Genomic DNA, 14,737 nt, shown 5'->3' on the forward strand with positions numbered 1-14,737 from the left:
GGAATCGGCTGGTTCCCTGTCTCCCCCACCCCCGGGGGCCGGGCGAGGGAGGGAAGCGTTTTCCTTCCACGAAATTTGCAAATTTCGTCGTGAATGATTCGCAACAAATCTGCACAATCGTTATACTTAGGAACATGACTGGTAACGAGGAAGCTACAGTTCTTGATCTGGAAGAAATTGTGGATGAAAGCCTTTCAGAAATGGAACAGCGAAGAAACAGATTTAACCTCATACGTCTGGAAAAATCTCTGAAGAAACTCGATGAGCTGGAACATGAGCTCGACGAATTCCTCGCCGGTAAGGAAATTTCCGGTTAATTCACAACCAACCTGCGCCGATAATTAGAAAGAAAATAGAAGAGTGGGGTAGGTGTTTTGAAATCTCGAATAATTCTGACACTGTTGCTGGCAGGTGCGTGCGCGACCCTGTGGGGAGAAGTACAGTTCTCCAACCTGACGATCAACAGTTCCAATAGAACCCTTTTTACCGCAGAGGTGGATGCTCCCGAATACAGAAGCTATACCACGGCATTTACCGCACAGATTACCGGTGAACAGGGTCCCTGGGAGATGCAGCAGCTCAGTTTTTATCCCGAGCGAATAGATTATCTGGCAAGTTCCGGACAGCTGCAGATTCACAACCGTTTCGGTTTGTTCCGCTCCGATGCAAATCTGGAAGATATTTCTCCCCTGGAAACCTACGACAGTTTTGTGAGGGGAACGGACATCCTCACCGGGAAAATTCATCCCGTGGATGTGAGTCCCGACGGCCGCTACCTCGTCCATTTCGAATCCACCAGTCCCGCTTACGGCAATCTGGTTCTTACCCTTCTGGCGGACAATTCCCGGACAGTAATCAGCCGGGATGTTGAACTCAACCTTGATCGCCTGCCGGTTGAGTGGAGTCCCGAGTCCGATTTCTTTATTTATCAGAAATCCGGGGAGCTGTACTATTTCAGCATTGACCAATTTGAGAGCGGACGGCTTCTCAGTGAGAATTTCAGAAGCATCGGTCCCGGGAGAATGGCCAACGTCAGCTGGGGCAATGAAAACGAACTGTATTACATCAGCGGCAGACTGGTGTATCAGATTCTGGGAGTGGAGTTTTTCACCCGTTCGCTATACCAGGAATTTCTGAAAATCGGCCGAATCGTCGGGAAAATCCCCTTCCGCTTTGATTCCAATTTCGATTCATTCTGGATCTCCCCCGACGGAAGTCAGGTACTTCTGGATAAGGGCGGCAGAAATCTCTATCTGTATTTTCTTGAAACTGATGATTACGATGCCAGCACCAGCCCTCTGGAGCTGCCGTATCTGTATATGCCCCGGAATGCCGGGGTTGAGCAGGTACTGTGGTCAAGCGAAGGCATTGTGACCATACTGCTGGAAGCGTTGTATGAGGGTGAGAGAAGCACCAGTCTGTATCGACTTGATTTGAGCCGGACCAGGGATGTCTACAGTTTTCAGCGGATGGAGGCCTCGGAGGTGGAGGCCATGGTGATGAGCCCCGATGAGCGGCAGATCGCCCTGCTCCACGAAGACGGGATCGAAATCCGGGACTATGCTGAATGGACCGAAGAAGAGCGCATTCCCTACACTCTGCCCCACCACCTGATTTATGTGAACAACAGTGAATTGATTATCGCCGGCAGAGATACCATTCAGCGCCATAATATCAAGAGCGGAGAATCGGATTTTATTGCATTTTCCCGTGTTGATACCATCGGCTACAGCTCTTCCAATGGAGAGATTCTGGTGCAAACCGGTGATGTCACTCAGGCATATGACCACGAAACCCGACGCTGGTTCAGCCGGGAAGAATATCAGGTGAAAGAGCCTGAAGTTGCAACCCGGGATTTCAGGGTCTACCTGGAATCCCTCAGTTCCGGAAGTTACCGGAATATGATAATGGTTCGCCGAATGGCCAGGAGCAGCGATTCACCGGGCACGGTCAGCCTGTTTGATCCTCCGGTGAGGTCATACGAGCCCTTCCCCACCCGGGAGGAGGAGGTGAGCTTTACCACCTTCAGGCATGGTTCGCGCATCCGCAGGCGTGAGGTTTCCCTGGTGTTTAATGCCGTGGATTCGGTTACCGGCCTGTCGGAAATTCTCTACACCCTGGAAGAGTACGGTATCCGGGCTACCTTCTTTCTCAATGGCGATTTTATGCGGCGCCATCCCGGCGCAGTACGGGAAATTGCCAGGAGCAACCATGAAGTGGGCTCCCTGTTCAACATGTATTTCAATATGTCCGACTCCCGTTTTCAGATCACCAGGGACTTTATCCGCCAAGGGCTGGCAAAGAACGAGGATGCGTATTTTGAAATGACTGGTGAGGAACTGAGTTTGCTTTGGCACGCCCCGTATTATTACGTTAGTCCAGAGATAATAGATGCCGGTGAACAGATGAGTTACACATATATCGGGAGGGATGTGGACAGTCTTGACTGGGTGCCCACCCGTGACGATAATGGGATTTCGCGGCTTTACTTCCCATCTGCACAACTCGTTGAACGCATCATTGAACAGAAAAAACCCGGCTCAATCGTCTCCATGACTGTTGGTGAACCCGGGGATGATAGAGCTCACGGAGGAAGGGAGGATTATTTGTTTAATAATCTGGATATCCTCATCAATAATTTACTTGAACGTGGTTACAGTATGGTACCGGTTTCCACGCTTATGGATCATGCAAAATAAACCGATAGTATTCATACATGAGAGGGGTGAATATAGATGCCGATGACTAATTACCAGACCAATGCGTATAAGGAAACGAGGGTCAAGACCGCCGGTCAGGGTCAGATCATTGTTATGCTTTACGATGAAGCAATCAAACAGATCGGCTATGCAGTGAAGCTTCTGGATGAAAACTCCAAGGAGCTCGACAAGGTGAACAATGCAATCATGAAGGCCAGGGATATTATCACTGAGCTCATGGTTTCCCTGGATATGGAACAGGGGGGAGAGTTTGCAACCCGGATGTTTGCGGTGTATCAGTGGTTCAGTGAACAGCTGATTCAGGCCAATCTGAAAAAAGAAACCCAGCCCCTCAGACAGGTGAAGGATATGATGTCCGAGATTCGGGAAGCCTGGAATCAGATTGCAGGCAAAACCAACGTTGAGGGCAGCGACGGCCGTTCAGGAGTGAATATAGCCGGCTAAAGCCGTCTCCGATGTCTGCCCGGAAACCCGCAGGGCCACACCATGTCCCCGGATAGTGCCACAGCAGGAAAGCAGGAGGTCATATGTCAGATACAAACCATGCAGTAAATTCAGTTCTTGAAATGGATGAAGATGAAATCCGTCAACGTGTGAATCTCCTGAAACGGTTCCGCAGCATGCTGGAAGTCCAGAGAGATCGGTTCCGTGATTACCTGAATGTCCTTGAAGTGCAGGAACAGGCCATAGTTGAAGGGGATGCCCGTGCGATCGAAGCCCAGGCAGGCATGGAGCAGCAGATTGTTCGTGAAATCTTATCGGTTCAGAAAGTAATCAAACCCCTTGAGGGGATGTACGGCCGGATGTATCCCGGAAAGAAACCGGAAATCACCCGTCTTCAGAGCAGTCTTCAGCAACTGCAGTCCCAGGTGCTTGAGCGCAACCGTATGAATCGGGAGCTGCTTGCCCGGCAGCGGGATGAGCTCAAAGAAAAAATACAATCACTGAGAATTCCCAAGGGGCGCAAATCCGTATACGCAGGGAATCAGACTCCCAGTATGGTGGATCTGTCAGCCTGAAACCGCCCTGGTTGCTTTTTTCCCCCTGACCGACCTCCGCCGGAGTACTTGAAATGTCTCTCCTCTTACCCGAAAATGGTGGAAGAGGCAAAAAGAATGAACATCACCAGAACTATGAAAGATCTGCTCTATGCCAACCGCAGGAACATCCTGATCCCGGGAGTGGTGTATGCTTTGAGCGGATGTGTGCTCCTGTTCTACTCCTTTGGCGGTAACAGGCTGTTCCTTTCCATTTCACTCCTCACGGTGGGTGTTCTCGCCTTGATCTATCCTCTGATATACCGTCGGATGCCGGTGAAACACGGAATGGAATTGAGCATCCAGCTCTCCATCTGCTTTCTCATGGTGCTTGCTGCCACATTCGGAGCAGGTCTCCTGGCTCCCGGTATTACGGGGCTTATCCTCTACCTGACCCTCATGATTACCGTGTTCCTCAGCATCCGGCTCAGCGACGGGTTAACCGCAGTTCTGAATCTTCTGAGTTTCGGAGCCGTCACAGTGATGCTCAGTCTCTCCCCGGATCCGGTTCCGATTCTCCATTATGTTCCGTTTTTTCTGGGATCCGCCTTATCTGCCGCAGTTGGCCTGCGGATCAACGAATTTCAGCGGCAGCTCAGTGATACCAGACGTGAGCTTATTGAGCAAAGCATTGTTGATCCCTTAACAGATGTATACAACCGAAGGTTTTTCATTGAAGAGCTGGAACGGAGCGTTCAAAGACACAAGCGCTATGGTCATAAATTCTGCCTTGCGGTTATTGACCTGGATCATTTCCGGGAAGTGAATGATCAGTTTGGTCCTCAGGTGGGAGATTCGGTTCTGGAGTCCTATGCCTGGAAGATTCTCGATCTGCTGAGAGAGAGCGATGTGGTCTCCCGCTACGGCGGAGATTCGTTTATGGTGATACTCTCGGAAGTGGATATGGAACAGGCCGTTCCGGTCATGGAGCGTCTTCGCCGATATTTCTCGGAGACGCCGTTTCAGGGTATTGAGCGGAGGATCACCTGCAGCATCGGTGTGGTGCCCGCCCAATCAGAGTTGAACACCGGACAGCTTCTGTACCAGGCTGAGCAGAAGCTGATGGAAGCCAGACGGGCGGGCCGGGATGCGGTAGTATCCTGATTTCAGCGGAGCAGCGATTGGTGCTGGACATAAGATGCTCCAGACCATATTCTTGACGTATGAAAACTCCCCTGTACCTCATAGACGGCTATGCCCTGATCTTTCGTTCCTACTTTGCATTTATCAGAACCCCCCTCACCACAAGCGGGGGGGTGAATATCTCCGCCCTTCACGGTTTCACCAGAATACTCCTGAACATTCTCAGAGACTACTCCCCTGAATACTTGGCTGTAGCCCTGGACAGCCGTACGCCCACATTTCGGGACGAAATGTTTGAGGATTATAAAAAGACCCGGGACAAGACGCCGGAAGACCTGAAGGCGCAGTTTCCGATTATTGAAACCCTGCTGAAGGAATTCCATATCCCCACGGTGCGGCGAAACGGTATGGAGGCAGATGATATCATCGCCAGTCTGGCGCGGAGCTGTTCCGCCGAGGGACGCCCCTGTTTCATTGTGTCCGGCGATAAGGATCTGTATCAGCTGGTGGATGAACATGTACGCATCCTGAAGCCCTCCCGATCCGGAGGCTTTGAGGAATTGGATGGTGAAGGGGTGTTTCAGGATAAAGGGGTGCATCCCGATCAGATCATCGATTACCTTGCCCTGCTGGGTGACAGCGCGGACAATGTCCCCGGGGTGAAAGGTATCGGGCAGAAAACTGCGGAAAAGCTTCTGGGACAGTATGAGAGTCTGGACGGAATTTATGATCATCTGGAAGATATCCAATCCGCAAACTGGAAGAAGAAGCTCAGTGAAGGGCGCGAGAGCGCATTTCTCAGCAAAAAGCTGGTGATTCTCAAGGATGATCTGGATTTTGAGTTCACACTGGATGATTTAACCCTGGAAAGCCTGGACGGCGGTTCCGCCGCCGAATTATTGAAAAAGTACGAGATTCAGAATCTCAGTAAAGAGATTCAAAAAGTGAACGGCAGTTCGCCGGGCAAGGAATCGCCCTTTTACGGAATGGGGGAAATCGGCGGCCCGGAAATGGACCCCGGCGGCGGAATGCTTGAAGAGGACCTCTCCTCAGGAAGCCCCGGCCCGGGAGATCAGGCTCCTGCGGATGGGATGGATAAAGAGGCTCGGGAAAAACGTGAAGCCCTGAATGCCCGCATCGGCGACATGGAACAGGATTTCTCAAGCCTGGAAGCCCGGTACGAACTGGTAACGGATGCGGAAGGGCTTCGCAACTGGGTGGACCGCTGCATGAACGCCGGGGAGTATGCCTTCGACACCGAAACCGACAGCCTGGATGCCCTGGATGCACAATTGTGCGGTTTCAGCCTCAGCTGTACACCCGGAGAGGCCTGTTACGTGCCGTTGCGAAGCCCCGGAAACACCCCGCATCTGGATGAGTCTACGGCTCTTTCAATTCTCAAGCCTCTGCTGGAAAATCCCGAGTACCGCCTGGCGGGGCAGAATATCAAATACGATTACTGCATCATGGCCCGCAGGGATGTGGTGATGGCTAATCCCTGGTTTGACACCATGATAGCCGCCTGGCTCATTGATACCACCGCCAATTCCTACGGAATGGATGCCCTTGCGGAGCAGTATCTGGGCTATACCACCGGGAAACTGATTCCCCTGTACGAGGAAATAACCGGTGAAAAAGTGACCAAGGCCCGGGCGAACAGCATCGATTTTGCACGGATTCCCCTGGACCGGGCGCTGGATTATGCCGCCGAAGACGCGGATATCACCTTGAGGCTCTCCCGTATTCTGGGGCTGTACCTTGAACGGGCCGACTTGAATCCCGGGGCGAAGCAGACCGCCCTGTTTCATGACCTGGAGATGCCCCTTGTACCTGTGCTGGGCGACATGGAGATGAGGGGAATCATGCTGGACACCCCGGCACTCCGGAAATACAGCACAGAGCTTGAGGAACAGCTGGAGGAGATAACCGGGGATATTTACGAGATGGTGGGGCACGAGTTTAACATCGCCAGCACCAAACAACTGCAGGAAGTGCTGTTTCAGGAACGGAAACTCACTCCGGTAAAAAAAACCAAAACCGGGTATTCAACCGACACTTCAGTGCTTGAGCAGTTATCCAAGGAGGACAAAGTTCCTGAGCTGGTCCTCCGGCACCGGACACTCTCCAAGCTGAAATCCACCTATGTTGACAGTCTTCCCCTTCTCATCCATGAGGAGAGCGGACGGCTTCACAGCCGGTTTCAGCAGAACGGAACTGCCACCGGCCGCTTATCCAGCCACGACCCCAACCTGCAGAATATCCCCATCCGGGACGAGGAAGGGCGGAAGATCCGGGAAGCCTTTGTTCCAAGGGACGGATGCATGTTCATTTCTGCGGACTATTCCCAGATAGAGCTGGTGGTTCTTGCCCACTTATCCCGGGATCCGGGGCTGGTGAAGGCATATAATGAGGGCACGGACGTTCACTCTCTCACCGCCAGTCAGATCTTCCAGGTCAAGGTTGATGATGTGAGCTCAATGCAGCGCCGGATAGCCAAATCCATTAACTTCGGTGTGATGTACGGCATGAGCGCCTTCCGTCTATCCCGTGAAATCGGGATCAGCAGAAATGAAGCCCAGGAATTTATCGACGCGTATTTCCAGACCTATTCCGGCATTCGACGCTACATTGACGATCTGGTTGAGCGCACCGAAAAGCTGGGCTATGTGGAAACCATGGCCGGACGGCGCAGGAGCATCCCCACCATCTCCAGCTCAAATAAAAATGAGCGGATGGGGGCACAGCGGATTGCTGTGAACACCCCCATTCAGGGATCTGCAGCGGATATCGTGAAAACCGCCATGCTCAAGGTGGATGCTGAGCTGAAGAAACAGAATCTTCAAACCCGGCTGCTGCTGCAGGTTCACGATGAACTGATTTTTGAGGTCCCTGAAAATGAACTGGACGGAGTGGAAGAACTGCTGGGCAGAATCATGCCGGGAGCCGTGGAGCTTTCGGTTCCCCTTTCCGTGAACATTGAGCGGGGCGCCAGCTGGGGAGAAATGCATTGAGAGAAGAGGAAGCTAACTCAGATTGTCCGGTACTGGGAATTACCGGCCCCTATTGTTCCGGCAAATCCACCCTGGCACAGGAGCTCACCCGGCGGGGCTGGGTGCAGATTGAAGTTGACAGATTGGGTCATGAGAGTCTCGCCAGGAAAAAAAATGAAATTGTCACCGAATTCGGTTCCGCGGTGCTCAGTCCAGACGGAACCAGTGTGGACCGGAAAAAGCTGGGATCCCTGGTATTCTCCGATCCCCGCCGCCTGGAACAGCTTGAGAACATCGTGCACCCCGACATGAAAGCCCGAAGCGAAGAACTCATTCGAGAGTACCGGCAGTCGCAAGATCTCCCGACGGGGATTCTGCTGAATGCAGCCATCCTGTTCAAAATGGAGCTGGAGTCCCTCTGCGATGCGGTTATCTGGGTCAGTGCTCCTCTTCCTCTGCGGATTATCCGTGCACGGAAGAGGGACGGTCTGAGCTGGAAGGAATTATTCCGGAGATTTTCCGCCCAGAAAAAATTACGGCCTCAACTTGCGCCGGGAAATGTCGATATGTATAAAGTGGACAACCTTCAAAAAGGGAGAGCGGTTCGACGCATCGAACGCATTGTAAGGGACAGATTATGGAACAGAACAAAACCTACATAATCATGCTGGTAATAACCCTGGTGGCCGCAGGACTGCTGGCTTCAGGTCTGTTTCTTTTCTCTCCCCGGCAGGAAGACGCCCGGATGGCCGCAACAGACGGTCCGGACGTCCAGCCCTTTTTATATATCAATCCTGAACCGGATCCCGGCGGACAGAACGTGCCGGGCGAAGATCAGGATGCTGAATCCCCGGAATCCCCGGTCGGGGAAGACGGCGATACTTCTGATCCCGGTGACGGACGGGCTGCAGGCAATGAAACTGCTGCCCCAGATGATGAGGCCGCGGAACAGGATCAGCCCCTGATTTTTACCCAACGACAGGTGTACGGGCGAACCGGAGAAACCCGAGACGACTCTCCCGGTGCATCTTCTGTAAGGTCTTCAGAATCCGGCCGCTCCTCTGAATCCGGCCCCGGTGAGGAAACCGGACGGCAATCCACATCTGATGATGGAGCCGCCAGGGCTGCTTCCGGTGAAGCGGCAGATGACAGGGGATCCTCTGAGGAAACCTCAAGGGAACGCTCAGCGGATGAAGGCAGCGCAGGTTCGCCCGTTGGAAGAACGGCACAATCCAGTCAGAGTGATGGCCGGAGTACCGATACACCGGGAGTCGGAGCACCTTCCCAGGACCCGGTAACAGTGGAAGAATACTGGATCCAGGTATTTGCCAGCCCCAGCATTCAGAGCATTGAAGATGCCCGACAGGCGCTTCTGGAGCATGGTTTCGGAGGAAAGGTGAGCAGTGTGAGCAGAAACGACACCCTCTACTACCGCCTTCGCTACGGGCCGTTTCTGGTGGAAGATGAGGCGGAGAAATTTCTAAGCTGGATTACCGCCATGGACGAGTTTTCAGATGCCTACATATCACTTGAATATAATCAGCGTTAACTTTGATGCGCCGCCCACTAGATCTGAAAATCCTGAACATGTTCATATTTATTACGGATCACATGTTCGGGATCCCGGATATAAATCCTGCTTCCAGCAGGGACCGAATGGGTTAGCCACACATTCCCTCCGATAATGGAATTTCTGCCGATTACCGTTTTGCCCCCCAGAATAGTTGCGCCTGAGTAGATGGTTACATCATCCTCAATTGTCGGATGGCGTTTGGTATTGGCTTCTTCCTTTTTCACCGAAAGCGCGCCAATGGTGACTCCCTGATATATTTTTACGTTTTTACCGATCACCGTGGTCTCCCCGATCACCACACCAGTGGCGTGGTCAATGAAGAACGATTCACCGATCTGTGCGCCGGGGTGAATATCTATTCCTGTTTTTCCGTGAATATGTTCGCTCATCATCCTGGGGATCAGAGGAATATCCCTGATCCAGAGTTCGTGGGCAACCCTGTGGATCATGATTGCTTCTACTCCCGGGTAGGAAAGGATTACCTCTTCATGGGAGCGGCTGGCGGGGTCTCCCTTGAGGGCCGCTTCAACATCCTTGTGAACCATGCTTCGGATTGCCGGAAGCTGATTGAGTATCTGAACCGTGAGTACTTCGGAATCGCTTCTGCATTTTGCGATCTCACCGCTTCCCGGATCATTCATGCAGTAGGGATCGCCGTCCAGTCTTCTTTGAAAGCAGAGGCTTTTTGTAATTTCCTTGGTGAGATTTTTCATAACCCGGTTCAGCCGCTCTCCGATTGAATAGCGGATATTGGCGGTATCCAGAGGTTCTTCGCATTTGTATCCTGGAAATATCAGGCCTTCAAGATCATCGATAATATTCTGAATGCTGAGTCTGCTGGGGAGATTGGGACCGTGAATATGATTCAGGCCGCCGATATTGTCATAGCTTTCCAACAGGGAAGCGGTGAGTTTTTCTAGCTGGTCCATGTTTTATAAGATGATGAATCCCGATGGAATGTCAACTCACAATTCCACCAGACCGGTAATTCCCAGGGGCATCTGCTTGCTGGATATCCGGTAATGCCATCGGCTGTCAAAAATATTGTACTGATCCTCCACCGGAAACTGCCCTATGGTGAGGGCATGGATTCGGTTTTTACCCTCCCGCCGAAGTGATTCCATGGCCGGGTGCTGTTTGATCATGATTTTTGGAACCCGGAAATCGGACACGATAAGCAGATCGGCGTTTTTGTATCCATCATCCCGGATTTTTCTGATGGATGATTTCAGAGCCGGCCTTAAATCGGTGCCTCCCCGGAACTCCATGGAAAAAAGCGCACTGAATTCCGGGAGTGCCGCCTGTATATCGCTCACATCAATTTCACGGACCTCGGTGGAGAAAAGGATGAGGAAGAGTCGGCGTTTTTGACCCCAGCAGATCTGCACCAGCGCCAGGCTCAAGGCCTTGGCCACCTGCTCCGGCCAGCCGGTCATGCTTCCGCTGGTATCCAGGGCAACCACCACAGGTCCCAGGGGTTCACTGGCTTCCACCTGGCGGGTTTCCCGGCTCAGGTTGCTGCGGCTGCGGATTTCACGGTTTCTGAACTGCGAAACCATCAGCTCCCCGTCCACCAGCTCTTTATAAAACCGGTGCTCTATATCAGGTTCGTTCAGAAAGCCGTATTCTCCGGGAAGAAGGCGATTCAGATCGCTGCCGAACTCAACCCCCAGGATTTCCTGTTTTCCAAGAAACTCTTCCTCCCGGTGGCGATGTTCAACCAGGGTCTCTACGCTTTTGTGATGCGTTTGCCGTCCCTGCCGGCTTCCGGGTCCTCTCCCCAGAATATCTGCCAGACGCTGTACGCTGGGGTTATCCTCCAGAAATTGTTTGCTCATTTCAAAAATATCCCAGGGAACTTCCTGCCATACGCCGTTATCCAGATCCCAGCCGGCGGAACTGATGCCGAAGAAATGCTGCATGTTTCTGGAGATATCCTTCAGCTTCCGGCTTTCTTCCAGAAGATCGCTCATGAGCCCCGGCAGTTTGCTCCGGATAAGCGACCGGTATACTCTGTATTTGTAACGTTTCAGGTCTTCCCGGATCTCTGTGGACAGGCTTTCCTTCACTGCCTCCAGCCGCAGCTGTTCGGATGTGCTTCCGTCATTTCGGGATTCCCGGGGGTGAGGTTCGCTGAGCTGTTTGAGAAGTTCTGCCAGTCTCCGGGTGTTGGGGCTTTCCAGGCCCCGGGCGCGAATCAGCTCGAACTGCCGGGCAGGCGGCACCGCATCCAGCCGTGTATGCAGTCCTTTGAGAGCCTCCAGGGCGGTGAGTTCGTTGGAATGGGAGAAATCGTGCCCGATTTTATGGATGGTGTCGTGGGCCAGCCGCAGACCCATCTCCCGGTTTTCCTCAACCAGCTCCCGTACGCCGCCGGCAAGATCTCCCACCCGGTCAACCAGCTCCCACAGGGCCTTCAGCCGTTGAGCATCTTCCGTAGGGGCGTTCCGGCTGGGGTTATGCATATGCCCGCTCACGCGGGCCCGGCCGCCGGTGTCGTGAGACGCTTCCTGTGTTCCGGAGCTATGGCCGGTAAAGGTGTGGGTCAGCCGCTCTTCCAGAATTTCCCGGAGATCCTCCGGAATGAGATCTTCATCATGATAATAGGGGCATACATGATTCATGCGTCCTGCTCTTCCAGTCCTTCCTGCCTGCCGATTTCCAGAACTTCTGCCAGAAGCTGCTGAACGGACTGTTTTTTATCCCTTCCCCCTTCCATGAGCGGACTTAAATCATGACTGGGAATAAACAGGTGGGTTGAGCCCTGTTCCCGGCAGGAAGCAAGCTCAGCGTCGATGTGGGAAATGGCTGCTTCCAACCTGCTGATGCGGTTTCTATACTCCTGCCCCAGGATTTTCCGGTCCTCTGTGCTCAGTTCCCGGGCTACCCGGGTAAAGGTTTTCTCGTTCTGATGTTCAATAATACCGCTTCCCGGTCCTCCGCTGAGCTTCCAGTTTTCTTTATCGGTCCAGCGCATCGGATGCACTTCTGTGCGGTAGAAGTTCCCGCTTTTGTACACAAAGAGCTCCAGTTCACCCCGCTCATCAAGATATTCCAGGTCGTCAGCCCAAACTCTGTAATCCTCGTCACCGTTTCCCTGGTCGGGAATAAACCGGAAGTACTCTCCGTCATAGCGAACCGGGATAAACTGCGTGACTTCCTGATCATCGTAGGCCCGGGAGTTCACCGCATCCTTGAGACTTTCCACTTTCTGCTGCAGCGCAATTACATTAATGCTGCTGTTGAACATCATTCTCGAAATCTCTTCTGAAAAAATTTCTTCTACCCGCTGTCTGTTTGAGGCATTGTTCCATATGCAGTGGGGGATGATGAACGCATCCACCATATTTGCTTCGTTTCTGCCGTGAAAATAGGCGGACGTCTGGAGAAGCTCGGCAATCTGCTTCCAGCGTCTATCTGAAATAAAGAAGCTTCCATCCTCGGATGCTTCGGTGTTCATTGATTGTCTCAGTGCTCCGATCATACCCACCAGATCATCGCTGAGTCTGAGGGTTCGGCTGGAATCCAGCCATTGCGACCACTCCTGGGGGGTGATGGCCAGGGGAGCTTCGGTTATCTCTGGATCCGACGGGGTTCGGATCAGGTCTTTAAAGAATTCCGGATCCCGGATGGCGGTAATTTCCAGACGGATAAGAAACCTGTCCCAGAACGCCCTTGATTCATCGTCATCCTTGATCTCGTTGCTGGCTGCGATGAAGCATTTCATGGGGATTTTGATCAACTCGTCGCCGTTGCGGAAAGTTCGCTCATTCAGGGCAGCCAGCAGTGTATTTTGAATCGGCGGGCTGGACTTCCATATTTCATCCAGGAACACAATGTCGGCGCCGGGAAGGTACCCTTCAATATTTCTGCTGTAGCTATCCTCATGTTTCAGACGGGCGATGGATACAGGTCCGAAAATTTCATCCGGAGTGGAGAATCTTCCCATCAGATACTCAAAAAAGTCCGCATCCTTGAATGCCGATGCGATTTTTCGGGCAATGAGGGATTTGGCCACCCCCGGAGGCCCCAAATAGAAGATGCTCTTTCCCGAAAGGGCCGCAAGAAGACTGAGGCGTACCGCCTCCTCCCGCTCATACAGGCCGTCCAGGAGATGACTTAAAATGTTTTCCAATCGCTGATATACTTTTGTTTCGGACACGTTTCCCATAGTCCCATCATAACCTCAGGGAGATCGCATGAACAGTCGTTTCCAGGTACATGAGTACCGGAAAGGTCGGGATATCGCACATCTTGACTGGAAAAGCGGAGAGAGCAGGCAGGTATTCACCAGTCGGATATTCAATGTCGATTCGGTGCATCACTCCAGGGAGGATGGACGGCAGGGAGATTTTCTCAGACTCAACTGTCCGGATTGGGTAAATATCTGCGCAATGACCCGGGATTCCCGGGACAGGGAATGCCTGGTGATGGTTCGCCAGTACCGCCACGGGAACGAGCAGATCGCTCTGGAGCTTCCCGGGGGGATGGTTGATTCCGGAGAAGCAATTGAAGACTCTGCCCGCAGGGAACTGTTCGAGGAGACGGGGTTCAGTGCCGGGAATATCCACCATATCGGGTCGTCAAATCCGAATGCAGCCTTCATGGGGAACACCATGCATGTTTTTGCCGCCGGGGAATTGGAGTTTGCCGGAAACCGACAGCTGGATGACAACGAGGTTCTGGATGTTGAGCTGGTGCCCATTGCCTTGCTGGACAGGGGTGAAGTACCGGAATTCCTGGTTAACGGAATAATGACACTGGCCTGGTATTATTTCGCCACATGGATGCGGAGAACAGGGAGGATGCCATGAAAGAGTATGATTTTGTCATGGAGATGGAAGTCCGTGACTACGAACTTGATCTTCAGGGAATAGTGAATAACGCAGTGTATCAGAACTATCTGGAGCATTGCCGTCATAAGTACCTGCGTGCCATCGGTATCAATTTCGGGGAAATGCACGACGACGGCATGGATCCTGTGGTTACCAGGTCCGAGATAGATTACATTCAGTCGCTGCGTTCTGGTGACCTTTTTTATGTGGGAGTGAAACTTTCCCACGAGGGAAGGCTGCGGCATGTTTTTCACCAGGAGATTGTCAGGCTCATCGATGAGGCAATTATCTGCAAGGCGAAAATCACTGCGACGGTTCTGAAAAACGGCCGTCCGTCTCCGGCTCCCGAGTTTCAGCAGGCTGCTGAAGAATTTCGCGCCCGCGAGGGTGTGGGTTTCAGGGTGTAAAAAAAGGCGCCGATCGGATTCGAACCGATGCATAAAGGTTTTGCAGACCTCTCCCTTAGCCACTTGGGTACGGCGCCGTTGCTTGGGCGATT

At 52.6% G+C, this 14,737-nt stretch carries 13 protein-coding genes and 1 tRNA gene; 10 read left to right on the forward strand and 4 right to left on the reverse strand.

What is annotated here, in order from left to right:
• The first annotated feature begins 134 nt into the window (after positions 1 to 134).
• From L21SP2_RS01360 to L21SP2_RS01395, 8 genes are all read left to right on the forward strand, one after another.
• A complete protein-coding gene (locus tag L21SP2_RS01360; protein ID WP_024266658.1) occupies positions 135 to 317 on the forward strand; it encodes a hypothetical protein in 183 nt (60 codons plus the stop codon).
• A gap of 57 nt (positions 318 to 374) precedes the next feature.
• On the forward strand, positions 375 to 2,699 hold the full coding sequence (locus tag L21SP2_RS01365) for a polysaccharide deacetylase family protein (protein WP_041400984.1): 2,325 nt from the start codon (positions 375 to 377) through the stop codon (positions 2,697 to 2,699).
• A 36-nt stretch (positions 2,700 to 2,735) separates the two neighbouring features.
• Positions 2,736 to 3,164 (forward strand): flagellar export chaperone FliS, encoded by a 429-nt coding sequence (fliS, locus tag L21SP2_RS01370; RefSeq protein WP_041400986.1) that lies wholly within the window; start codon positions 2,736 to 2,738, stop codon positions 3,162 to 3,164.
• 83 nt (positions 3,165 to 3,247) lie between these two features.
• The gene (locus tag L21SP2_RS01375; protein WP_024266661.1) at positions 3,248 to 3,739 is read left to right on the forward strand and encodes a hypothetical protein; all 492 of its coding nucleotides are present in this window, start codon (positions 3,248 to 3,250) and stop codon (positions 3,737 to 3,739) included.
• A 96-nt stretch (positions 3,740 to 3,835) separates the two neighbouring features.
• The gene (locus L21SP2_RS01380) at positions 3,836 to 4,861 is read left to right on the forward strand and encodes a GGDEF domain-containing protein (RefSeq protein WP_024266662.1); all 1,026 of its coding nucleotides are present in this window, start codon (positions 3,836 to 3,838) and stop codon (positions 4,859 to 4,861) included.
• Between the two features lie 59 nt (positions 4,862 to 4,920).
• Positions 4,921 to 7,851, forward strand: a complete 2,931-nt coding sequence (polA, locus tag L21SP2_RS01385) for a DNA polymerase I (RefSeq protein WP_024266663.1) — start codon at positions 4,921 to 4,923, stop codon at positions 7,849 to 7,851.
• Positions 7,848 to 8,492, forward strand: a complete 645-nt coding sequence (gene coaE, locus L21SP2_RS01390) for a dephospho-CoA kinase (RefSeq protein ID WP_024266664.1) — start codon at positions 7,848 to 7,850, stop codon at positions 8,490 to 8,492. The genes polA and coaE overlap by 4 nt, the downstream gene beginning before the upstream one ends.
• Positions 8,468 to 9,379 (forward strand): SPOR domain-containing protein, encoded by a 912-nt coding sequence (locus L21SP2_RS01395; protein WP_024266665.1) that lies wholly within the window; start codon positions 8,468 to 8,470, stop codon positions 9,377 to 9,379. Before coaE ends, L21SP2_RS01395 begins: the two co-directional genes overlap by 25 nt.
• Positions 9,380 to 9,396: 17 nt before the next feature.
• Here the strand turns inward: L21SP2_RS01395 and epsC are convergent, their stop codons facing one another.
• Genes epsC through L21SP2_RS16655 form a run of 3 tightly spaced genes read right to left on the reverse strand, consistent with a single transcriptional unit; the run spans position 9,397 to position 13,538 of the window.
• Positions 9,397 to 10,332, reverse strand: a complete 936-nt coding sequence (gene epsC, locus L21SP2_RS01400) for a serine O-acetyltransferase EpsC (RefSeq protein ID WP_024266666.1) — start codon at positions 10,330 to 10,332, stop codon at positions 9,397 to 9,399.
• Positions 10,333 to 10,368: 36 nt separating this feature from the next.
• Positions 10,369 to 12,027, reverse strand: coding sequence for a VWA domain-containing protein (locus L21SP2_RS16650; protein WP_024266667.1), 1,659 nt, complete (start codon positions 12,025 to 12,027; stop codon positions 10,369 to 10,371).
• Complete coding sequence (locus L21SP2_RS16655) at positions 12,024 to 13,538, reverse strand: AAA family ATPase (RefSeq protein ID WP_169730403.1); 1,515 nt, start codon at positions 13,536 to 13,538, stop codon at positions 12,024 to 12,026. Before L21SP2_RS16655 ends, L21SP2_RS16650 begins: the two co-directional genes overlap by 4 nt.
• Before the next feature lie 64 nt (positions 13,539 to 13,602).
• On the opposite strand from L21SP2_RS16655, the gene L21SP2_RS01415 reads away from it, so the two are divergent.
• A complete protein-coding gene (locus L21SP2_RS01415; RefSeq protein ID WP_024266669.1) occupies positions 13,603 to 14,217 on the forward strand; it encodes an NUDIX hydrolase in 615 nt (204 codons plus the stop codon).
• Complete coding sequence (locus tag L21SP2_RS01420) at positions 14,214 to 14,645, forward strand: acyl-CoA thioesterase (protein WP_024266670.1); 432 nt, start codon at positions 14,214 to 14,216, stop codon at positions 14,643 to 14,645. The genes L21SP2_RS01415 and L21SP2_RS01420 overlap by 4 nt, the downstream gene beginning before the upstream one ends.
• Before the next feature lie 4 nt (positions 14,646 to 14,649).
• Here L21SP2_RS01420 and L21SP2_RS01425 read toward each other — a convergent pair.
• Positions 14,650 to 14,722: transfer RNA gene (locus tag L21SP2_RS01425), tRNA-Cys, on the reverse strand.
• Between the last annotated feature and the right edge of the window lie 15 nt (positions 14,723 to 14,737).

Source organism: Salinispira pacifica (genome assembly GCF_000507245.1).
Lineage (GTDB): Bacteria > Spirochaetota > Spirochaetia > DSM-27196 > Salinispiraceae > Salinispira > Salinispira pacifica.

Coding starts and splice junctions, on each gene's coding strand:
- fliS (WP_041400986.1), top strand. CDS start 2,736: ATGCCGATGACTAATTACCAGACCAATGCGTATAAGGAAACGAGGGTC.
- L21SP2_RS01395 (WP_024266665.1), top strand. CDS start 8,468: ATGGAACAGAACAAAACCTACATAATCATGCTGGTAATAACCCTGGTG.
- L21SP2_RS01360 (WP_024266658.1), top strand. CDS start 135: ATGACTGGTAACGAGGAAGCTACAGTTCTTGATCTGGAAGAAATTGTG.
- L21SP2_RS01380 (WP_024266662.1), top strand. CDS start 3,836: ATGAACATCACCAGAACTATGAAAGATCTGCTCTATGCCAACCGCAGG.
- L21SP2_RS01420 (WP_024266670.1), top strand. CDS start 14,214: ATGAAAGAGTATGATTTTGTCATGGAGATGGAAGTCCGTGACTACGAA.
- polA (WP_024266663.1), top strand. CDS start 4,921: ATGAAAACTCCCCTGTACCTCATAGACGGCTATGCCCTGATCTTTCGT.
- L21SP2_RS16650 (WP_024266667.1), bottom strand. CDS start 12,027: ATGAATCATGTATGCCCCTATTATCATGATGAAGATCTCATTCCGGAG.
- epsC (WP_024266666.1), bottom strand. CDS start 10,332: ATGGACCAGCTAGAAAAACTCACCGCTTCCCTGTTGGAAAGCTATGAC.
- L21SP2_RS01415 (WP_024266669.1), top strand. CDS start 13,603: ATGAACAGTCGTTTCCAGGTACATGAGTACCGGAAAGGTCGGGATATC.
- L21SP2_RS01375 (WP_024266661.1), top strand. CDS start 3,248: ATGTCAGATACAAACCATGCAGTAAATTCAGTTCTTGAAATGGATGAA.